This window comes from Bradyrhizobium sp. 62B (genome assembly GCF_030272265.2).
Lineage (GTDB): Bacteria > Pseudomonadota > Alphaproteobacteria > Rhizobiales > Xanthobacteraceae > Bradyrhizobium.
In genome coordinates, this window is the sequence record NZ_CP092841.2 from 5767561 (window position 1) to 5786984 (window position 19424).

19 protein-coding genes are annotated in these 19424 nt (G+C 65.2%); 9 read left to right on the forward strand and 10 right to left on the reverse strand.

The window, feature by feature from the left end; genetic code table 11:
• The first annotated feature begins 61 nt into the window (after nt 1-61).
• Both ML401_RS27700 and ML401_RS27705 read left to right on the forward strand, forming a co-directional pair.
• Nucleotides 62-1576 carry an ATPase domain-containing protein gene (locus ML401_RS27700; protein ID WP_259217077.1) on the forward strand — a complete coding sequence of 505 codons (1515 nt, stop codon included), beginning with the start codon at nt 62-64 and terminating at the stop codon, nt 1574-1576.
• Nucleotides 1573-3279: an ATP-binding protein gene (locus ML401_RS27705; RefSeq protein WP_285807618.1), complete on the forward strand. Its 1707-nt coding sequence runs from the start codon at nt 1573-1575 to the stop codon at nt 3277-3279. Before ML401_RS27700 ends, ML401_RS27705 begins: the two co-directional genes overlap by 4 nt.
• A 42-nt stretch (nt 3280-3321) precedes the next feature.
• Here ML401_RS27705 and ML401_RS27710 read toward each other — a convergent pair whose 3' ends face one another.
• The 4 genes from ML401_RS27710 to ML401_RS27725 form a co-directional block, all read right to left on the reverse strand.
• Nucleotides 3322-3564 (reverse strand): hypothetical protein, encoded by a 243-nt coding sequence (locus tag ML401_RS27710; protein ID WP_211416343.1) that lies wholly within the window; start codon nt 3562-3564, stop codon nt 3322-3324.
• 31 nt (nt 3565-3595) lie between these two features.
• Entirely contained in the window at nt 3596-4714 is a 1119-nt protein-coding gene (locus ML401_RS27715) for a DUF2336 domain-containing protein (protein WP_211416342.1), read from the reverse strand.
• A 315-nt stretch (nt 4715-5029) separates the two neighbouring features.
• A complete protein-coding gene (locus tag ML401_RS27720; RefSeq protein ID WP_285807619.1) occupies nt 5030-8656 on the reverse strand; it encodes an AsmA-like C-terminal region-containing protein in 3627 nt (1208 codons plus the stop codon).
• A gap of 144 nt (nt 8657-8800) precedes the next feature.
• Nucleotides 8801-10033: a cytochrome P450 gene (locus ML401_RS27725; protein ID WP_194403872.1), complete on the reverse strand. Its 1233-nt coding sequence runs from the start codon at nt 10031-10033 to the stop codon at nt 8801-8803.
• Nucleotides 10034-10165: 132 nt separating this feature from the next.
• Here ML401_RS27725 and ML401_RS27730 point away from each other — a divergent pair, with 132 nt between their 5' ends.
• Complete coding sequence (locus ML401_RS27730; protein WP_212067642.1) at nt 10166-10792, forward strand: TetR/AcrR family transcriptional regulator; 627 nt, start codon at nt 10166-10168, stop codon at nt 10790-10792.
• 126 nt (nt 10793-10918) lie between these two features.
• Here ML401_RS27730 and ML401_RS27735 read toward each other — a convergent pair whose 3' ends face one another.
• Nucleotides 10919-11263: a hypothetical protein gene (locus tag ML401_RS27735; protein WP_246776341.1), complete on the reverse strand. Its 345-nt coding sequence runs from the start codon at nt 11261-11263 to the stop codon at nt 10919-10921.
• Nucleotides 11264-11616: 353 nt separating this feature from the next.
• Between ML401_RS27735 and ML401_RS27740 the strand changes: the two genes are divergently transcribed.
• The 3 genes from ML401_RS27740 to ML401_RS27750 all read left to right on the forward strand — a co-directional run bounded on the left by ML401_RS27740 (nt 11617) and on the right by ML401_RS27750 (nt 12573).
• On the forward strand, nt 11617-11883 hold the full coding sequence (locus ML401_RS27740; protein WP_259217069.1) for a hypothetical protein: 267 nt from the start codon (nt 11617-11619) through the stop codon (nt 11881-11883).
• Nucleotides 11876-12172 carry a hypothetical protein gene (locus ML401_RS27745; RefSeq protein WP_211416337.1) on the forward strand — a complete coding sequence of 99 codons (297 nt, stop codon included), beginning with the start codon at nt 11876-11878 and terminating at the stop codon, nt 12170-12172. Before ML401_RS27740 ends, ML401_RS27745 begins: the two co-directional genes overlap by 8 nt.
• 122 nt (nt 12173-12294) lie before the next feature.
• Complete coding sequence (locus ML401_RS27750) at nt 12295-12573, forward strand: DUF1488 domain-containing protein (protein ID WP_211416336.1); 279 nt, start codon at nt 12295-12297, stop codon at nt 12571-12573.
• Between the two features lie 87 nt (nt 12574-12660).
• Here ML401_RS27750 and rpsU read toward each other — a convergent pair whose 3' ends face one another.
• Nucleotides 12661-12936, reverse strand: coding sequence for a 30S ribosomal protein S21 (gene rpsU / locus ML401_RS27755; RefSeq protein ID WP_285812757.1), 276 nt, complete (start codon nt 12934-12936; stop codon nt 12661-12663).
• Between the two features lie 439 nt (nt 12937-13375).
• On the opposite strand from rpsU, the gene ML401_RS27760 reads away from it, so the two are divergent.
• The 3 genes from ML401_RS27760 (at nt 13376) to ML401_RS27770 (ending at nt 14196) form a co-directional block, all read left to right on the forward strand.
• Nucleotides 13376-13585: a cold-shock protein gene (locus tag ML401_RS27760; RefSeq protein WP_194408426.1), complete on the forward strand. Its 210-nt coding sequence runs from the start codon at nt 13376-13378 to the stop codon at nt 13583-13585.
• A gap of 97 nt (nt 13586-13682) precedes the next feature.
• Nucleotides 13683-13925, forward strand: coding sequence for a transcriptional regulator (locus ML401_RS27765; protein ID WP_211416335.1), 243 nt, complete (start codon nt 13683-13685; stop codon nt 13923-13925).
• Between the two features lie 49 nt (nt 13926-13974).
• Complete coding sequence (locus tag ML401_RS27770; protein WP_212067744.1) at nt 13975-14196, forward strand: hypothetical protein; 222 nt, start codon at nt 13975-13977, stop codon at nt 14194-14196.
• Between the two features lie 38 nt (nt 14197-14234).
• On the opposite strand, the gene ML401_RS27775 is transcribed toward ML401_RS27770, so the two are convergent.
• The 4 genes from ML401_RS27775 to ML401_RS27790 form a co-directional block, all read right to left on the reverse strand.
• Nucleotides 14235-14471, reverse strand: a complete 237-nt coding sequence (locus ML401_RS27775) for a DUF6894 family protein (RefSeq protein ID WP_211416334.1) — start codon at nt 14469-14471, stop codon at nt 14235-14237.
• Nucleotides 14472-14945, reverse strand: a complete 474-nt coding sequence (locus ML401_RS27780) for a hypothetical protein (RefSeq protein ID WP_376717316.1) — start codon at nt 14943-14945, stop codon at nt 14472-14474.
• A 254-nt stretch (nt 14946-15199) separates the two neighbouring features.
• A complete protein-coding gene (locus ML401_RS27785) occupies nt 15200-17785 on the reverse strand; it encodes an EAL domain-containing protein (protein WP_285807620.1) in 2586 nt (861 codons plus the stop codon).
• Nucleotides 17786-17940: 155 nt separating this feature from the next.
• Complete coding sequence (locus tag ML401_RS27790; protein ID WP_285807621.1) at nt 17941-19239, reverse strand: MFS transporter; 1299 nt, start codon at nt 19237-19239, stop codon at nt 17941-17943.
• Nucleotides 19240-19424: the final 185 nt, after the last annotated feature.

Below are 19424 nucleotides of genomic sequence, written 5' to 3' on the forward strand. Positions count from 1 at the left end.
CCGGTCCCGGCCCATCGATGCTGTGGGCCAGCGCTCTTCCAAGACATGCTGAGGGGGTTCAATGACTGATCCATCAGGGGCTGCTTCGGCCAGTGCCCTCAAGGATTTGCCGAGAATTTCGACAGGCAGCGAGGGTCTGGACGACATCCTCGGCGGCGGCCTGGATCCCAACAGGATGTACCTCTACGAGGGACGGCCGGGGACCGGCAAGACCACGATCGCGCTGCAATTCCTTCTCCGGGGTGTGCGCGACGGTGAGCGTGTGCTCTACATCTCGCTGTCAGAGACACGGCGGGAGCTCGAGCTCGTCGCGCATCGGCACGGCTGGTCGCTCGACGGCGTCGACATTTTCGAGCTGGTCCCGCCGGAAACGACACTCGATCCCGATCGCGAGCTCACGGTCTTCCATCCGGCCGAGATGGAGCTCAGCGAAACGACCGGCCTGATCTTCAGGGAGGTCGAGCGGATCAATCCCACCCGCGTCGTGCTCGACAGCCTCTCCGAGCTGCGCCTGCTCGCCCAGAACCCGCTGCGCTATCGGCGCCAAGTGCTGGCCTTGAAGCACTTCTTCACCAACCGCAATTGCACTGTCGTGCTGCTCGACGATCTGTCTTCCTCCCAGGACGATCTGCAGCTGCATTCGATCGCACACGGCGTCGTCATGCTCGAGCAAATGGCTATCGATTACGGCGCGGAGCGGCGCCGGCTTCGCGTGATCAAGATGCGCGGCATTCGATTTCGCGGCGGGTACCACGATTTTACGATCTCGCAAGGCGGCTTGCGGATCTTCCCGAGGCTCGTCGCAGCCGAGCATCACAAGGCGTTCCACGGCGAGTTCGTGTCCAGCGGTAACGCCGAGCTCGATCAACTGCTGGGCGGCGGGCTCGAGCGCGGCACCAACGCGCTTCTCCTCGGCTCTGCCGGTGTCGGCAAGTCCTCCCTCGCGCTGGCCTATGCCATCGCGGCGGCGGAACGCGGCGAGCACGCCGTGTTCTTTGCCTTCGATGAAGGCCGTGGGACGATCGAAGCACGTGCTCGGACACTGGGCCTGCCCCTGCAGGAACATCTGGATTCCGGGAAAATCCGCTTCCAACAAGTCGATCCCGCCGAATTGTCGCCCGGAGAGTTCGCGGCGACGCTGCGCCGGAGCGTCGAGATCGATAACGCAAGGGTTGTCATCATCGACAGCCTGAACGGCTATTTGAACGCGATGCCGGACGAGCGCTTCCTCATCCTGCAAATGCACGAACTCCTCAGCTATTTGGCCCAGCAAGGCGTGCTGACGATTCTGATCCTCGCCCAGCATGGGCTCGTCGGCCCGATGGATACGCCGCTCGATATCAGCTATCTGAGCGATGCAGTGGTGATGCTGCGCTATTTCGAGTTCGGCGGAACGGTGCGGCGCGCGCTCTCCGTCGTCAAGAAGCGCAGCGGCAACCACGAGCACAGCATCCGCGAGTTCCGGCTTGGCGGCACGGGGATCAGGCTCGGTCCGCCTTTGCAGGAGTTCAGCGGCATTTTTTCCGGCAATCCCCGCTATACCGGCACGGTGCTGCCGGAAGGACCGGCTGAATGAGCGCCGACCGGGACAACCGTGTTCTGATATTCGCCCCGATCGGCCGCGACGGACCGGCATCGGCGGAGCTTTTTCGCGGCGCGAGCCTGGAAGCGGTCAATTGCCGAAGTCTGCCCGAACTCGTTGCCGAGATGAAGGATGGCGTTGGAGCGGTTTTCTTGGCCGAAGAGGGATTGTTCGGCAATGACACGGCGTCGCTCGCACAATGGATCGCGAACCAGCCGCCATGGTCCGACCTGCCTTTTGTCGTCCTCACCAGCCACCGGGAGCAACCGGCTGTCGTTGCGTGGCGACGCAGCATCGTCGACCTCCTGCGAAACGTTTCGCTGCTCGAACGTCCGGTGCAGCCGATCACCCTGACCAGCGCAGTTCAATCCGCGATGAGGGCGCGGCGGCGCCAATATGAAATCCGGGCCCTGCTCCAGGCCCGTGAGCAGACCGCTCAGGAGCTCGAGAAGCTGGTGGTCGAGCGGACGCGAGAGCTGGAAGAGGCCAACGAACAGCTTCGCCTCGAAATGAACGAACGCACGCGCGTCGAGGAGACCCTTCGTCAGGCTCAGAAGATCGAAGCCATCGGCCAGCTCACCGGCGGCGTCGCGCACGACTTCAACAACCTGCTGATGGTGATCTCGGGCGGCCTCGACATGCTCGACCGGCAGACCGATCCGAACCGGCGCCGGCGCCTGATGGACGGCATGACCCAGGCCGCTCAGCGTGGCGCCAGCCTGACGAGGCAGCTCCTCGCATTCTCGCGCCGACAGAAGCTTCGGCCGGAGCCCGTCGACGTTGCCGCGCAGATCGGCGGCATGCGGGAACTGCTCGATCGCAGCCTGAGGGGGGACGTCCACGTCGAGTTCGATTTCCCGGACTCGCTATGGCCGGTCGAGGTCGATCCCGGGGAGCTCGAGCTGGTCGTCCTCAACCTCGCCGTCAACGCCCGCGACGCCATGCCCAACGGCGGGACGATCGTCGTGCGCGGGGAAAATTTGCCCGGCCTGAAAGACGATCCGATTTCGGGTGATTATGTCCGCCTCTCCGTCGTCGACACTGGCATCGGCATGGCTCCGGATATCCTGTCGCGCGTATTCGAGCCGTTCTTCACGACCAAGGACGTCGGCAAGGGATCGGGGCTCGGGCTCGCGCAGGTCCATGGATTTGCCACGCAGTCACGGGGCACTGTCCGAATCCAGTCGGAGGTCGGCCGCGGCACCAGCATCGAGCTGTACCTGCCGCGATCGTTCGACGTTCCTTCGAAAGAGCGACATCTCATCGACCTCACACGCATACGGCCGAAGAAGAGCAATCATGGCCGAATCCTCCTGGTCGAAGACGACGACGAGGTTGCCGCCCTCGTGGGCGAGATGCTCGGTCAGCTCGGTTACGAAGTCACGCGTGCCGCCAGCGCCGCCGCTGCGCTCGGCGCCTTGGCTGATGGCCGCTCCGTCGATCTGATCTTTTCGGATATCATGATGCCGGGCGGCATGAACGGGGTCGAGCTCGCGCGGGAGATCAAGAAAAGGCGAAGCGACATCCCGGTGCTGCTGACCAGCGGATACGCCGAAGCTTCGGTCCATGAGGCGCAGCGGGCCGGCATCCAGATCCTGGCGAAACCTTACCACATCGACGAGCTGGCCGCCGCGTTGAGCACAGCAAAGTCGAACCTTCAGCTCGATTCAGAATCGCAGCGCTCCGGTTCCTGTTGATCTCGGCCCTGACGGGACGGCCTTTCCGAAGGGCTGGGAGCCTTACCGGAAATATCCCAACACGAGATCGACATCCGCGCTGCGGGCCGCCGTGCCGGTCAGCTCGGCGTCGATGACGCGGCGACAGGCGTCGATCGCGGCATGGTCGCCGAGGTCATTGGCGGCTTCCAGCACGAGCCAGGCCGCGTCCACCGACGCCTTGTCCGGCGCTCCGCCGCCGATCTCGGCGGGGGCGACGCTGGTGAGGTTCTTCTTGCGAACGGCAGTGCCGAATTGAGGCAACATTGCAGATACTCCCCTGTCCTTAGTGTACCTGTCAGTGAACTTGGAGCTCGGGCTGACGGCCCGCGTCGTTACCCGTGCCGGTCTTGCGCGACTGGTAGAACTTCAAGATGCTGCGCGAAGTCTCGATCTTGAGGCGACCGTATTCGCGCTCGTTGTCCTGCAGCTCGCGCGCCGTGATCAGGTGATCCTTGGCGCCGAGGAACAGCAGCGACATCGTGGTATCCCAGGAGAAGTCGAGCGCCTTGCACAACACCAGGATCATCTCGCGGTTACGGTCCATCAGCGCGCGCTCGATCACGTCGACCGGGAGCGAGGAGAGCAGCGACAGGCCGATCTGCACCTCGTCGAAGCGGTGCTGGCGTGCATAATTCGAGATCGAGTCCTGATTGAGATTGCCCTGGCGGTACTGCGTGGTCACCACGCGCTTGGCGACGAAATAGCTGCGCGAGGACGGACCGAACTTGGACTGGAGATCGCCGGTGACTTCGGTCACCGAGCTCTGGATCTGCGCCATCATCTCGGGCCGCTCGGTCTCGAGGCGGCGGCGGACGTCTTCCGAGGCCTTCGAGATCAGCTGCTGGAAGACGTGGCGCGGCACGTCCTTGCGCAGGCCGAGCTGCTCGGCAAGGATCGAATCGCCCTCGGCGCGACGGACCATGTGCAAGAGGCCCGAGCCGGAGAAGCGCGCGCCCTCGTTCTTCGCAACCGACGTCACGACCTCCTGGTTGCCGCGCTTGACCAGCACGTCGGTCACAGCCTCGCCGATCGACTTGCGCTGGGCGATCGCCAGCAGATGCGACTGGCTCTTGGTCAGGGCGCTCTCGATCAGCATCTTCTCGTCGATGCGGTTGGAGTCGCGCAGCACGGGACCGGCAACCTCGATCTCGTCGTCGAGCGCGAGCTTTTCGATGACGTTGAAGGGAGCGTGGTCGCAAGCCGACATCAGCTCCGACAGCTGCGCCCGCGCGGCGACCTCGATCTCCTCGGCGAGCCGGCCGATCACCTCGCCGAACGTGCTGATCTCGTCGTCGCTGTAGCGGCCGGTGATCAGAATGTCCGTCGCATGCCACAACGCCTTCGCCCGGCTCTCATCGGTGCCGCGCGCGATCGCGTCGTCCAGGTCCTGCAGAAGCGATTTCGCCCCGTTCATCTCGATCACCCCAGTTCTTGGCCGTTCTTTTGCGAACCGTTGCGTCTCAACGACGCGACGCCGAATTCCTCTGAAGCGACGTTAGAGTTGAAACGCGAGAATTCGGTAAAATCGGCAAATCAGTTTTGCCGGGCAAAATTCATTCAAATGTGAGGGAATGGGTTTACCGCTTCGACAGGCTTGCCGGGTGCCGAGAAGCTAGAAGCACCAAAGCCTCCCCAGCGTCTTGGCCGGTCTTGTCCCGGCCATTCACGCCTTGCGGCGCGACGCGAAGAACGTGGATGACGAGGGCAAGCCCGGGGATGACGGGAAACCTCACGGATTCTGCGGCGTCAGCACCAGCGGCGGCTTTGGCCTCGGCTTTGCGGGCGGCGGACCCGGGGCAGGCCTAACGTCGATGGCCGGCGGCAGCGGCGCGAGCTGCTGGCTGGCAAGCGGCGGGCTCGGCGCGGCGGGGGCGGCCTGTGGGGCCTTCGGCGTCGGCGCCGCCTTTGGCTTCAACGGCGCGCGGCGCGGATCCTGGCCCGGCAGCGGCACATTGGCGGGCGCCTGCTCGGGGGCCGGATCAGGAGACACCAGCGTCGGCAGCGCCGCCGTCGCCGGCGGCGGCTCGCCGCGCTCAATGGCATCCAGCCGGCGCGTCTCGCGGTCGATCGTGCGCACCGCAAGCCAGGAGGACAGCGGCGCAAGATCGATCGTGCGATTGAGCTTGTCGGGAGGGCCCGCCGCGAACAGCTGAATCTCCGGCGGGGCTCCGGAGAGGCCGGTCATGATCGGCGTCAGGCTGGCGCGGATGTCGGCCTGGTCGGCGGGAATGTCGTAGCCGCCGGAAACGATGGCGCGGGCGTTCTTGGCTTCCAGCGGAGTCGCGCCGACGCGCAAGCGTCCATCGCGGATCGTGAACGGGATTTGCGCGGAAGCCACCGCGATCGGCGCGGCGGCAAGCGCGGGCTCGACCAGCTGCCGCAAGCGGTTGTCGTCTGAGACCTGGCCGCCATCGCTGGCGCGGATCGCGATCTCGAAGGCGCGCGGATTGAGGCCGCTGATTTCCGCGGAGTCCAGCGTCACCGTGCCGTTGCCGGCGAGCGAACCGGTGAGCGCCGCGACGCTGCGGCCCTGGCTGGTCAACGCCATCTGCACCGAGGCGCGCCCCTTCGGCAGCGCCAGATCGCGGTAGCGCAGCGCCGCTGCATCGACATTGCCGAGCTCGATGCGCGCGTTCAGAGCAAGGCCATTGGCACCGTTGCGCGCGTCAAAGCTCGCCGACATCTCGCCGCCGCCAACGCCGCCCTTCAGCGCATCGAGCGCGAGCGACTGGCCGTCGCTGCGGATCGTGCCGCCGAACGGGCGCAGCTCGATGCCGCCGGGCAACGTGCCGCGCAACGCCTGGAAGGCGATCCGGCCGCGCCAGCCGGTGATGAGCCCTGCGCCCAGGGGGTCGCTCGCATCGTGCCCGGCTGCGCCGATCGCCATCGCGAGCGTCGGCGCCAGATCGAGCGTATCGAGACCGACTTCGCCGTCGACACTCTTGTCGGAATCCAGCATCACCGCCAGATGGCCGCGCAGATGCGAGCCGGCCGCATTGCCGTCGAGATCGTCGAAGGTCAGGCGATTGCCTGAAAGCCCGACGCGCGAGGACAGGCTGACGTTCTGCGCCGATTTGTCGGTCCGGCTGACGCCGAGCAGCGGCGCCAGATTGACGTTGCGCACACGTAAGTTCACGCTGCCTTTCGGCTCCGACAATTCGACACTGCCTTGCGCGTCGGCATCCAGCCCGCCGCCGCTGAGCTTTGCACTCACTTGCAACGGCCGCCGCCAGGCACCGGTCAGCTTGCCCTCGAACTGCGAGGAGCCTTCGCCTGCGGCCACCACGCGATCGAGCCCGAGCAGCGCGAGCAGCGCGCCGGCCTGCGGCGTCGACACCTTCGAGTCCAGCGTGAAGTCGCTGCTCTGCAGGCGGTTGAGATCGATGCCGCCGATGGCGGCTGCCGGCATCTGCGCGGCCAGCGTCGCGGTCGCCTTGAGCTGCGGCGCGTCGAGATCGAGCACGGCGCGGGCATTGCTGCGATCCGCATGTTCGGCGTTCTTGTCGAGGCTGAGATCGAGCTTGAGGCGCGTCGCGCCGGCCAGCGGCGGAAGAGCATCGAGCCGCGCGCGGACCGAAGGCGCGAACGGCTCGATCAGCGCGGTGAGCTCGCGCAGCGAATTGGCCGAGGATTTCAGCGCGAGCTTGCCGGTGGCCTTGGCGCGGTCGAAGCTGCCGCTCGCCTCGGTGGTGACGCCGCCGGCCTGACCGAAGCGCAGCTGCTCCAGCGACAGCGATGCGGGGCCGTAGGCAAGCTTGGCCGCGAACGGCCGCAGCTCCTGGCCGGCGGAGATCGCGCGGCCGATGTCGAGCGAGAGTTTTACTTCTTCCGGCCACTCGCCTTGCGGTCCCGCGAGCGCGCGCACGAAGCTTGCGGCGGCGTCGAGGTCGAGACGGTCGGCCTTGAGGTCGGCGTCGATCCGCGAGCCCTTGCTCGCGCCTGACTGCACGAAGGCAATGCGCCCTTCGACGGTGCCGCCTTCGATGTCGGCCTTGAGCTTGTCGACGGCGAGATGATTGGCGGCGACGGTGACGTCGCCGGCAAGGCGCAGCGGCCGCGTGCTGCGGCGGTTGATCTCGCTGCGGCCCTGGAGCCAGGCCACCAGCGTATCGGGATCGGAGGATTCGACGCTGAGGCGGCCGCTGAAACTGTCGGCGCCCGGTGTTGCGCCGTTGAGCGAGAGCTGCGTCATGCCGGGCGCGCGCAGCTCGAGCCGCTGGAAGGTCCAGGACCGTCCGTCGGTCTGGAGTTCGGCCGTGATGTTCTGGAGCGGACGGCCGCCGAGCATGATCTGGTCGGAGTTGAACTCGATCTGGGCCGGGATCGGCGCCTGCGGAATCGCGGCGAGGCCTGCGCGCAGCGCCGGCAGGATGCGCAGCGGCTCGGCATCGTCCTTGTCCGTATTCTTGGCTGCGAGCTTGTCGGCATCGACCTGCCGCGCCGACAGCACCGCGCGCAGCAGCGGCGAGGCGCCGAATTTGAGGTCGCCGACGCCGCCGAGCTTCAGCGCGCTGTCTTCGGCGCCGAAGCTCGCGTCGATCTGCTCGAACTTGGCACCGGCCGGCTCCGCCTTCAGCTTGGTCGTGAGCTTCCACGGCGTCGGCCCCGCCTCGCCGGCCTTCTTCGCAGCGGGCACGGCCAGCGTCAGCGCGCCCTCGAATTTCGGCAGGCGATTGTCGAAGGCGAGCACGCCTTCGAGATCGGCGAGGATGGCGCGCTCGCCGGGATCGATGTTGAGGTGGAGACGGGTGGCAGTGCCGTCGGGGCTCGGACCGGACGAGACGCGGAACGGATAGCGCACCCCGTTGGCGGTGAAGCGGCCGTCGCCGCGCACCGAGCCCGCCAGCGAGCGGACATCGCCGGAGAAGGCGATGTCGTTCAGCTCCAGCGTCGAGCGGCTGGCGGCATCGTGCAGGGCAATGCGGCCGGTGAGATTGAGCCGCTCGATGGCTAGCGAGGCCAGATTGAAGGTGCCGCTCGCGGTGGAGGGCAGATCGACCCGCCCCCGCGCATCGAGGCCGAGATCGACCGCCATGCCGCCCACCGAAAGCTCGGTGGCGCGCCATTCCCCCCGCATCAGGGAGCTGAGGCTGAACTCGACGTCGAGCTTGTCGGCGCGCAGGCGGCCGAGATCGTTGTTGCCGCCGAAGGTGACCTGGCGCAGCCGCAGCGTCGGCGCCGGCAACAGCCGCGCGTCGAGCTCCCCCGCGACCCGCACCGGCACGCCGATGATCTTGCCAGCCTCCGCCTCGAACTGGGGCCTGAACTGGTTCCAGTCGACGTAGTAAGGCCCGATCAGCGCGGCCAGCAGCGCAATGATGAAGGCAATCGCCAATCCGAGCAGCGTCGTCTGCACGGGTCTCCCCTCGGCCAAACCGGCAACCGGACCAAACCCTGGCCTTAGCGGACTTCAGGCGTGCCGGAACAGCCCCTTATATAGGGGGAAGTGTGGCGAAGTCACAGCGACTGTTGCGCGCGGAGGTTAATGCCCGGGGGCGCCTCACCAGCTCGCCGGCAGCCGCTTGAGGCCGCGCAGCACGAAGGTCGGCCGCCATTCCGGGTTTTCGACGTCGTCGATACGCAAGTCCGGCAGCCGCCGCAGCAGCGTCGCGATGGCGATCTCGGCCTCGATGCGCGCCAATTGGGCTCCCAGGCAGAAATGGATGCCGCCGCCGAACGACAGCGGCTTCACGTTCGCCCGGGTGACATCGAGCCGGTCCGGCCTGTCAGGGTAGACCGCCGGATCGCGGTTGGCCGAGCCGAGCAGGCACAGCACGGTCTCCCCCCTGGGGATCCGCTTGCCGCCGAGATCCTCGATATCCTCCAGCGCGACGCGGCCGGTCATCTGCACCGAGGAATCGTAGCGCAGAAACTCCTCGATCGCGCCCTCCATCAGCTCGGGCCGCGCCTTGAGCAGCGCGAGCTGGTCCGGATTGCGGTGAAGCGCGAGCAGGCCGTTGCCGATCAAATTGACCGTGGTCTCGTGGCCGGCGCCGAACAACAGGATGATGTTGGCGGTCAGCTCCTCATTGGTGAGCTTGTTGCCGTCCTCCTCGGCCTGCACCAGCTGGGTGGTGAGGTCGTCTCCGGGATTCTTGCGGCGCAGCTCGAACAGCTGCTGGAAATACATCTGCGCCATCAGGTTGCCCGCGTTGCCCTTCTGGATCTCCTCGGGCGTGAGGGGCACGGGGTCGAGCAGCCGCCCGCCGTCGCCCGAGTTCTTGTAGAAGACCTCGCGATGGTCCTCGGGGATGCCGAGCATGTCGCAAATGATGGTGACGGGCAGGCGGAAGGCGAAATCCTCGATCAGGTCCATGTGGCCGCGGTCGATCACGGCATCGATCGCCTGGTCGACGACCTGCTGGATGCGGGGCCGCATGTCCTCGACGCGGCGCGCGGTGAAGGCCTTTACGACGAGGCCGCGCAGGCGGGTGTGATCGGGCGGATCGGCCTGCAGCATCCAGTGGCTCATGCTGCGGAACACCGGCTCGTCCATGATCTTGTCGCTGTAGCGGCGCTTGGAGCGCTCGACGAAGTCCTTGCCGAAGCGCTTGTCGCGCATCACCAGGCTGACGTCGGCATGGCGGCTGGTAACGAACTGGCCGAACGGCGTCACATGGACCGGATCGATCCTGCGCAGCCGGTCGTAATGCGGATAGGGATCGCGGATGAAATCCGGCGAGAGCGGGTTGAACAGCGGCGCGCCGCCGGCGCCTTGCACGTGCTCGTTCATGGTGACCTCAAAACGGTTGCCGCATGACACGAATACGCCGAGCGCAGCCGCACTGCCCGGCGTAACCATCCCTCGAAATTATAAACTCGATACATTGTTGTATCGAGTTGCATTCTGCCCTACCCTCGTCCGATGTCAAGGGTGAGAACCAGGCCGACCAGGGACGATACGCGCGACAAATTGTTCGAAGCGGCCGCGCGCGTGTTCGAGGAGGACGGCATCGGCGGCGCCAGCATCGAGGCGATCGCGGCGGCGGCAGGCTTCACCCGCGGCGCGTTCTATTCGAACTTCAAGAGCAAGGACGAGCTGATCATTGCCATGCTCGAGAACCATGTCGAGCAGTCGATCCGGCGCAACATGGACATCCTCGCCGAGCACGACAATCTCGACGATTTCATCGCCGCACTGAAGACGATGGACCGCAGCAAGCAGGATCCGCTCGGCCGCTCGCCGCTGCTGCACATCGAGATGATCCTGTTCGTCGCGCGCGCCGAGAAGCGCCGGCCCGAACTCGCCAAACGTCTGCGCGCGCGGCGCAAGCTGATCGCCGACATCGTCGAGGCCACGTTGAGAAGCAACGGACGCAACACCAATCTGAACCCGCCCTGGATGGCGTCGGTGGTGCTGGCGCTGGAAGACGGCTTTCGCCTGCACCGGCTGATCGATCCCGAGACGACGCCGGCCGACAGTTTTCTGCGTGCGATCACCGATCTCAGGCGCAGGACGGGATTGGCGTCGAGTCAGGGCGAAGCGTCGTAAGGCGCGAGCCGGCGTTGTCTCGCATGCGGCGGACCGGGCGGTGAGTGCGGCCTTCCAGTCGCTGCCGAGCACGAGCTTTATTGTAAAAGCCGCGCGGCCGGATCCCGATTCCGCGCCAGCTCGTTCCTACTTCTTCTTTGCAGGTCCGAAATCCGGCTGCCAGGCGGCTTCCTTGCGGCTCGGAGCCGCGGCGATGACCTTGGACTTTTCCTTCTTCGGCTTCTTGGCTTCGCGATTGTTGCGTTGCTGACCCTTTGCCATGCCGCTCTCCTCTGTAGGTTCAAGTTCGTCGAATTCATCCGGCTGGAGCACCCGTCCGCGCGGGGTGCAGACCCTGACGTCCATGTAGCCTTCGCGCAGCAGCTTTCGGGCAAGGCGTAGCGCGACCGTCGCATTGCCGCGACCGAGATTGGAACTGCCGTATTCGTTGGTCCCGCTGACCAGATACGGCACGCGCGTCGGCCTAGCCATTTAGAAGGGCCGCGGCGCACACCAGAAGCAGAAGAAACAACGGAACGATCACCGGCGGCACGATCCATTCCAAGATCTGAACACGCGACATCGAACGCTCCTGCGAAGCCTTCGGCGGGAGCACACGTGACCCTCAGTCACCGGTCGAAGCCGTTGAGACGTGCGGTGATGGCCGCGACCTTACGCCCGCACAGCAGCGATAGCGAGCGCTAAATGCCTCGCGGGCGTCTATCGCGCCGTGACACTGTCGTTCTCGGCGCGGTGACGATAGTGCTGGCTATTGCCGCGCCAGGAGCGCATGCTCGCGGGCAGCCGGCACCGGTTGGGGCTTCACTTGCGAAAGGCAGGCGTGCATGACCATCCGCTCGCGGCGAGAAACCGTCACGTTCAGGCATCCGTTCCGCATGCGCGGCATCGACCGCGTCTTGCCAGCCGGCGCCTATGAGGTCGTCACTGACGAGGAGACGATCGAGGGCCTGACCTTTGCCGCCTATCGCCGCGTCGCCACGATGATCACCGTGCCCGCCGAAGGCGCGGGCGGCACCATGGAGATGCTGCCGATCGGCTCGATCGATCTTGCGAACGCGCAAGCCGCAGATGCGAGCATCGCCAATGACTGATCATACCGTGGATCTCGACAAGCACCGCGGCATGGCCGCACAGAAGGCCACCGACCTGCGCCGCGCGCTGGCGGAGGTCGAAGCCAACACCAGGGAGCTGCGCGAGCGCGAGGCCGATCTCGAGCACCGCATGATGACGGTGCCCGCCGCGTCCTGGCCGGAGGCCGCGGTGAAGGCGCGCCATTTGCTCAATCTCTACGCCGCGAGCCTGCCCACCGAGGACACGCGCCACCGCGCGCTGGTGACGGCGCTGCTCGATGATTTCGCCCGGCTGTCGGGGGAGAGCTGAGGCGAACGACCGCCGCCTGCATTCTCAACGCGCTCCATGCGCGGCGGGAACGCAGGCGGCCGGTCACTCGCGGTGATTTGAGGGGCGCGATCGTGCCTGGCGATCACGCAACGGAGCAAACCATGACGTTGACCAGCGGCCGCTTCATCAGCCACGAATACGACCGGATGGTCGTCCGGTTCTCGATGCATGACGGCACCAGGGAGGTTCCCTGCGCCATCTCGACCTCCGCGATGGATGATCTCGAGCGTGGGCCACAGGTCAGGCCCGAGCAGCGAGAGGCTCAGTTCACACGCCTGCGCGATCGCATCGAAGCACGCGCGGCGAGCAAATATCACGCGACGGAGTTCGAAGGCACCCCGCCAGGCATCGTGCTGCGTGGCATCGATTTCAGGACATAGGAGACGGCGGCGCCGCGACGGCGGATGTGCGGCGGAAGGACCGATATCGTCGCGGTCCCATGATCGCAGCCAGCGCCGAGGTCGTCTCTACTCGGCCTTTGCCTTGATCTCCGGCAAGGGCGGCTTGCGTTCAAAGGGCTTCTTTTTCGGCGGCGCGGGCAGCAACCCCTCTCTGATCGCCTGCTTGCGGGCAAGCTTGCGGGCGCGACGAATGGCTTCGGATTTCTCGCGAGTCCTTTTCTCCGACGGCTTTTCATAGGAACGCCGCTGCTTCATTTCGCGGAAGACGCCCTCGCGCTGCATCTTCTTTTTGAGAACACGGAGCGCTTGGTCAACATTGTTGTCTCTGACGAGTACGTGCAATTGATTCTCCCTGCTGGGGGGCTGCAAATGCGACACGTCCTGCAGGGCAGCCCATTGCGCAGGAGTCTCATTGCGATTTTGGAGGACGGTAGCGGCGACATTCGTCGCGGCCTCGGATGAGCTGGTCTGCTTGTCACAGCGATGCAGCTTCGTGGCGTGAACGTGACCACTGTCGTACAGCGCTGTCAATCGCTAAGGTCCCTGCTTGCGAGGTCGACGGACGCAAAGCGCCGCGATCGGAGCCGACGACATGCCTCGCAGGAAAACAAATCGGCCCCACTCCTTGCAAAATCGTGAAAACCATATATATTGGCCTGGTTCGATTAGCCGCTGTGCCTTGTTGAATGCGCCCGCGGGCTCCTTTTCCAGAGACATCGACGAAGTTGAAGATAACGCGCGATTGTTGCGCGGAATGCGCTTGCGCGCTTTGGAGAAGAAAATGGCAACAGGTACTGTCAAGTGGTTCAACGGCCAAAAGGGCTTCGGTTTCATTCAGCCGAGCGACGGCAGCAATGATGTGTTCGTTCACATCAGCGCAGTCGAGAGAGCTGGCCTTGCCGGTCTCGCAGAAGGCCAAAAGGTCAACTTCGAGGCCAAGACCGACAAGATGCGAGGCAAAGTCAGCGCCGAGAACCTCTCGCTGGCTTGATATCGTGGCGCCGTTTCACGGATGTACTGAAACGGCCGCCCTACCCGCTCAATCCCAGGATTGAGCGGGTTTAGTCGTTTACGGAGCCGGGTGAACGATGAGCACAAAGAAGACGGCAGAACCATCAGCCGAAAGCGTTGCGCGATCCGATCGGCGGCGTTTGGCCGCTGAAGAGGGCGTGCGGGCCATGGCTGACGCCGAAAGGCAGGCGATCGACGTTCGCAAGAACATGGCGCGGCTCCGAGCTGCGCGCGAGGCCAAGGAGGCAGCTGACGAAGCTGTTCGGCTCGCTTTGCCCCCACCGGCGCTCAAGAAGCGTTCGAAGAAGCCGACGCGGTAATCGTCTTCAAGACGCCGCCGAATTGAGGGGGCCGATCCCATGCCGGAGACTGCAGATCGTGCCTAGAATCAAACCCGACCACGGAACCATCACCTTCTTTCTCGCGTCCGGTGCAACTCGGCAGATGTGCCAGCTCGCCACGACGTTCAACACGCAGAAGCAGGCCTTCAGCTATTTGCAGAGGAATCGAACCGAGTTCGAGCGTATTGCTCGGTCACGGCTTGCTTCAGGCGAGCTCGAAGACGGGATCGTCGTGCTTTCGATGCTTTAGCCAAAGCGCTCGGGCTGTATGGCCGGCTCGCCGCGATCTCAATTGATCGGCTGAACTTTTTCGCAAACGAATATCGCCCTCAACACCGGTCCGCTCGCATCCCGAACATTGACGGCCAAACCGTCGCTGCTGGCGAGTGGCTCGAGCTGTCTGGCGATGTCGGCCAGAGACATCGCGGCCTCGACCTCCGCGGCACGTTGGCCGGCCAGATCCAGGCCTTCTTCGTCAACGACGAGCGCTTCACCATCCCAGATGTCGAAGTAGAAGTGCGACATCTAACGCGTCCTGTCGGACGGGCTTGGTCGGTCAGCTTCCCTCGCCAACCGTTCAGCCTTCAATCGTTCCCGGTTATCCTTGAAAGCCTGTTCCGCTTTCTCGTAGTCGGTCGCCGGCTTCGCCGCGGCCTGCTTGAAGTGGCTATTCGCCTCATCCTCTGCACGCGATTGGGAATGCCGTTTCATCTTACGTCCTCTATCTCTCTGGCGGCTCGAAGTCCTCCGGTATGGGGGCTTCCAGGTGGTCGCCTCATTCCTGGATCGGCTTGCCGCGTTTGGCACGATCAATTCGCACGCGTCCGAACTCCTTGGGTCCATCGAGTTGGGTCCATCGAGCAGATCCTGCTTGCGGATTGCCCGATCGTCCGCTGTCGTCGTCGCGTCGCCCATGCGATCAATCGTATCGCCGGCCATTTCGCGGGCGCGCAGCTTCTGTCGATCCTGGTCGGCGTGCGTAAGCCCCAGCTCCACCAAGCGAGCTATTGCCTGGGACAGACTGGGCGTTTTCTTCCTGAAACGCCATCCATGCCGTGATGGCTCCGAGCAGCGGTTGCGACGGTCGAAAACCTGCCGATCGAACCAAGGGAATGGCGTCTTCCGGTCTCTTTGTCGGGCCCATGCATCCTCCAAACTGGATACGGCGTGGCGCCCCTCCGCAGGTATCATAGATCAAACCGCCGGCGTTCCGATACGTTCCTATTGGCCGGGGAAGATCGCCGGCTAGGCAATTATGCCGACCGCTTCACCGCGGCCATGCCGGCCGGTCCCACCCCGAGCCGCGCCAGCATCGCCTTTGCCTGCTCGGCGCAATGCTCGATCAGCCAGCGCTCGAAGGCGACGGGGGGAAGCGCGGGGGCGTAGAGGAAGCCCTGCACGACGTCGCAGCCGAGCTCGGCCAGCGTCTTGCGCTGGCCCTCGGTCTCGACGCCTTCGGCGACGACGGTCATGCCGAGGCCCTGGCCGACGCGCACCACGGCGGTGGCGATGGCGAGGGCGCCTGCATCCTTCTCGATATCGCGCATGAAACTACGGTCGATCTTGAGTTCGCGGATCGGCAGATGCGCGAGGCGGCTGAGGCTGGAATAGCCGGTGCCGAAATCGTCCACCGAGAGGCCGACGCCGAGCTCGCGGATCGCGTTCATCGTCTCCAGGGCGGCAACGCTGTCCTGCATGAAGGCGCCTTCGGTGATCTCCAGCATCAAGGCTTCCGCCGGCAGATCGTATTCGGCGAGGATGTCCTTGAGCCGCGCGGCCAACGTGACGTTGCGGAAATTGATCGGCGACAGGTTCACCGACACGCAGGGGATGTCGAGACCGGCGCGGCGCCAGCTCGCCATCTGCCGGCAGGCCTCGCGCACCGACCACAGGCCGATCTGCTCGATCAGGCCGCACTCCTCGGCGAGCGGAATGAACTTGGCCGGCGAGACGTCGCCGAGCTCGGCGTCATGCCAGCGTGACAGCGCCTCGACGCCGTGGATCGCGCCGTCGGAGCTGCGGATCTGCGGCTGGTAACTCAGGCTGAGCGCTCCTTCCGCGATGGCGCGACGGAGCGCTGCGATCAACGCCAGACGTTGCTCGGTGAGCCCGTTCATCTCGGCGCTGAAGATGCGATGGGTCGAGCGCCCGGCCTGCTTGGCCATGTACATGGCGGCATCTGCCTGCTGCATCAGCGTATCGATGTCGGTCGCATGATCGGGATAGAGGCTGATGCCGATGCTGGCCGACATCGGCATCAGCTTCGATCCCAGCCTCAAGGGCGCGGCCAGCGCCTCGGTGATCCCGGCCGCGACGCGCTCGGCGTCTTGCGCGTTGCGCTGCGGCAGCAGGATGACGAATTCGTCGCCGCCGAGCCGTCCCAGCATGTCTTCGGGGCCGATCTGCTCGCGCAGACGCTGGGCCAGCTGGATCAGCAGCTCGTCACCGGCGGCGTGACCCAGCGTGTCGTTGACGTCCTTGAAATGATCGACGTCGAGGAAGGCCAGCGCGATATGGCTGCCGGTCGGGCAGGCATCGATCGCGGTGGTGATCAGATTCCGCAGCTGTGCGCGGTTCGGCAGGCCGGTGACGATGTCGTGATAGGCGAGCCGCGCGATCTCGGCGCGTGCCTCCTTGCGCTCGATCGCGAAGGCTCCGAGATTGACGCAGGCCTCGACGATGCGCCGGTGCCAGTTGCTCGGCGCGCGAGGCTCCCGATAGTAGAAGGCGAAGGTCGCGATGACCCGGCCGTCCTTGGCCTTGACCGGGGTCGACCAGCAGGCGCGCAGGCCGATCGCAAGCGGCATCGCCTTGTAGGGTTGCCAGCGGTGATCGGTCTCGAGGTCGGTCGCCAGCACCGGCTCGCCGTAGAAGGCGGCAGTGCCGCAGGAGCCGACATTCGGGCCGATCGCAATCCCGTCCAGCGCGCGTGAATAATCCTCCGGCAGCGAGGGACCGCCGAGCGGGTGGATCAGGCCGGCGGCATCGACGTGGAGCAGCGAACAGACGACGTCCGGCGCGATCTCCTCGACGCGGCGGCATAGCCGGTCGGCGATGTCGGTAATCGGAACTTCGTCCGCGAGGGAGCCCATGATGAGCTGCTGCAGCGAGCGCAACTGCTTGGTCTCGGTGATGTCCTCGAGCAGCGCGAAGATGTGCCTGACCTGGCCCTTCTTGTCGCGGAAAGCATCGATCCGGGCGCAGACCCAGATCTCCTCGCCATCTTTGTCGTAGGCGAGCACTTCGGCTTCGCCGCGGCGACCGCCATGCATCAGGCGCTTGACGAGCCTCTCGACCGCCCTGCGGTTGGTGTGACAGCCGGCGATCAGCTCGCCTGCGCGGCGGCCCTCGGCCTCACCGCTGGTGTAGCCGAACAGCGCCGTGAAGGCCGAATTGACGTAGACGATGTTCTGCTCGGTATCGGTGATGATCACCGCCCGGTTGGTCTGATCGGAGACGGCGTGGAGAAGTCCGATCCTGACGCGGCGCTCGGCATCCGCGGTGACGTCGCGCGCGAACACGACGCGATGGGTCGCGCCGTCATGCGCAATCGACGACAGCGATATCGCGGCACGGATCCGGCTGCCGTCGTTCCGCACGAGGCTGATCTCGTCGCGGAATTCCGCGACCGGATCGGCTTGAAGGCATTTCAGGCTGAGAATTCCGGCATCGCGGCCGAGCGCGTCGGTGCGCGCGAGCTTCCAGATCCGCTCCGCACTGGCGTTGAAATGCGTGATGCGATGCGCGCTGTCGACGATGACGACGCCATCGTCGGCGCGTTCCAGCGCAGCAAGCAGCACGTCCGAAGTTTCTGTCACAAGACCATCGCAAGCAGACATCGGTGGACCGGGCATCGGGAAGAAGCGGCAATCGGCCCGAGGCTAACGCTCCGATGGTGTCCAAGACGTTTTTGCAATCCCCCATCGCATTTGCCAAGCCGCGACATGCTTAACTTTCGGCGAAGGAAACGCAGGTAATGCGGTGTGCCCGGAACTCACTCCGCGGTTCGGCCCTGGAGTTCGTGCAATCGGCCGGCGACGGCCCGCACCTTTCCCGGCGATGCCCGCCAGATCGACAGCGCCGACAATCCACTCACGATCATCGCGATGCCGAAGGCGAGCGTGTAGTCGCCGGCGCGATCATAGAGCAGGCCGGTCACCCACGGTCCGGCCGCACCGCCCGCCAGCGCCGCCAGCATGATCGTACCGAAGATGCTGCCCTGGTGCTTGCCCTGGAAGATCTCGAACACCACCGCGCCCATGATCGAGGTGAGGCCGTAGCCGAGCGCACCTTGCGCGAACACCATGACGTAAACAAGCCAGAGCGAGGGTTGATACTTCAAGGCGATCAGCGCGGCGAAGCAGATCACGAAGCCCGCACAGCTGATCGCCCAGACCCACTCCCGTCCGATGCGATCGGAGACATGGCCCAGCACGATCTGGCCGGGAATGCCGAGCAGGCTGACGATACCGAGCGCCCACACCGCGACACCGGGACTGAAGCCGATGTCGAGCAGGAATTTTGTCTGATGCACCTGCACCGCGTACCAGATGTACAGGCCGGAGAAATAGCCGATCGCGATCCACCAGAAGCGCGCGGTCGCAACGGCGCGCTTCAGCGTCCAGTCGGTGTTGACCCAAACGGGATCGACGATGTTGGAGATCGGTTGGGCATCGCCCGCAGCCGGGTCGGCGTCGCCGTCCGGCTCGAGGCCGATGTCCTGCGGGCGCTTGTGCAGCAGCAAGTTGACCGGCGCCAGCACCACCAGGATGAGCAGGCCCATCGCGGTGCAGGCGGTGCGCCAGCCGGTCTGTTCGATCATGTGCTGCACCCATGGCAGCAGCGTCACCGAGCCGATGCCGACGCCGGCGAAGGCGATGCCGATGGCAAAGCCGCGCTTGCGGATGAACCAGTTCGGCAGGAACAGCGACTGGCCGGAATAACCGAGACACACCGAGCCGGCGCCGACCATGACGCCGATGGTGACATAGAGATGCCAGGGCGCGCTGGTGAGCGGCGCGAGCAGCAAGCCGCCCCCCATCAGCACGACCCCGAGCTCCATCACCGCGCGCGGGCCGACGCGGTCCATCAAGCGGCCGATCAGCGGGCTGACCACGCCCGACACGACGAAGCCGAAAGAGAACGCGCCGGCGGTCACGCCACGCTCCCAGCCGAATTCGGAGATGATCGGCGGAAAGAACAATGAGAAGGCGGTACGCGCGTTGACGCCGATGGCCATGGTGACGAAGGTCACGGCGACCACGACCCAGCCGTAGAAGAACGGAAGCCGCATGATGTGATTGTTTCACCCCTAGATGGTGCTACCGACCATCCGGAGCGGTCCGGGTCAAGCGCTTTTCGCGTGTACGCTCGAGCCGCGGGGCTCGCATGATGCCAGAGCCTGGGAATGATGCTTCCGCATCGTCATGGCCGGGCATGTCCCGGCATGACGGCTTCTTGTTCAAGGACGATAGAGGC

What these genes read in the sequence shown, in the direction of transcription:
- ML401_RS27740 (WP_259217069.1), top strand. Translation starts at nt 11,617, where the DNA reads ATGACCATCCGCTCGCGGCGAGAAACCGTCACGTTCAGGCATCCGTTC.
- ML401_RS27715 (WP_211416342.1), bottom strand. Translation starts at nt 4,714, where the DNA reads ATGAACGGGGCGAAATCGCTTCTGCAGGACCTGGACGACGCGATCGCG.
- ML401_RS27700 (WP_259217077.1), top strand. Translation starts at nt 62, where the DNA reads ATGACTGATCCATCAGGGGCTGCTTCGGCCAGTGCCCTCAAGGATTTG.
- ML401_RS27705 (WP_285807618.1), top strand. Translation starts at nt 1,573, where the DNA reads ATGAGCGCCGACCGGGACAACCGTGTTCTGATATTCGCCCCGATCGGC.
- ML401_RS27745 (WP_211416337.1), top strand. Translation starts at nt 11,876, where the DNA reads ATGACTGATCATACCGTGGATCTCGACAAGCACCGCGGCATGGCCGCA.
- ML401_RS27735 (WP_246776341.1), bottom strand. Translation starts at nt 11,263, where the DNA reads ATGGCTAGGCCGACGCGCGTGCCGTATCTGGTCAGCGGGACCAACGAA.
- ML401_RS27760 (WP_194408426.1), top strand. Translation starts at nt 13,376, where the DNA reads ATGGCAACAGGTACTGTCAAGTGGTTCAACGGCCAAAAGGGCTTCGGT.
- ML401_RS27710 (WP_211416343.1), bottom strand. Translation starts at nt 3,564, where the DNA reads ATGTTGCCTCAATTCGGCACTGCCGTTCGCAAGAAGAACCTCACCAGC.
- ML401_RS27730 (WP_212067642.1), top strand. Translation starts at nt 10,166, where the DNA reads ATGTCAAGGGTGAGAACCAGGCCGACCAGGGACGATACGCGCGACAAA.
- ML401_RS27750 (WP_211416336.1), top strand. Translation starts at nt 12,295, where the DNA reads ATGACGTTGACCAGCGGCCGCTTCATCAGCCACGAATACGACCGGATG.
- ML401_RS27790 (WP_285807621.1), bottom strand. Translation starts at nt 19,239, where the DNA reads ATGCGGCTTCCGTTCTTCTACGGCTGGGTCGTGGTCGCCGTGACCTTC.
- ML401_RS27725 (WP_194403872.1), bottom strand. Translation starts at nt 10,033, where the DNA reads ATGAACGAGCACGTGCAAGGCGCCGGCGGCGCGCCGCTGTTCAACCCG.
- ML401_RS27785 (WP_285807620.1), bottom strand. Translation starts at nt 17,785, where the DNA reads ATGTCTGCTTGCGATGGTCTTGTGACAGAAACTTCGGACGTGCTGCTT.
- ML401_RS27775 (WP_211416334.1), bottom strand. Translation starts at nt 14,471, where the DNA reads ATGTCGCACTTCTACTTCGACATCTGGGATGGTGAAGCGCTCGTCGTT.
- ML401_RS27765 (WP_211416335.1), top strand. Translation starts at nt 13,683, where the DNA reads ATGAGCACAAAGAAGACGGCAGAACCATCAGCCGAAAGCGTTGCGCGA.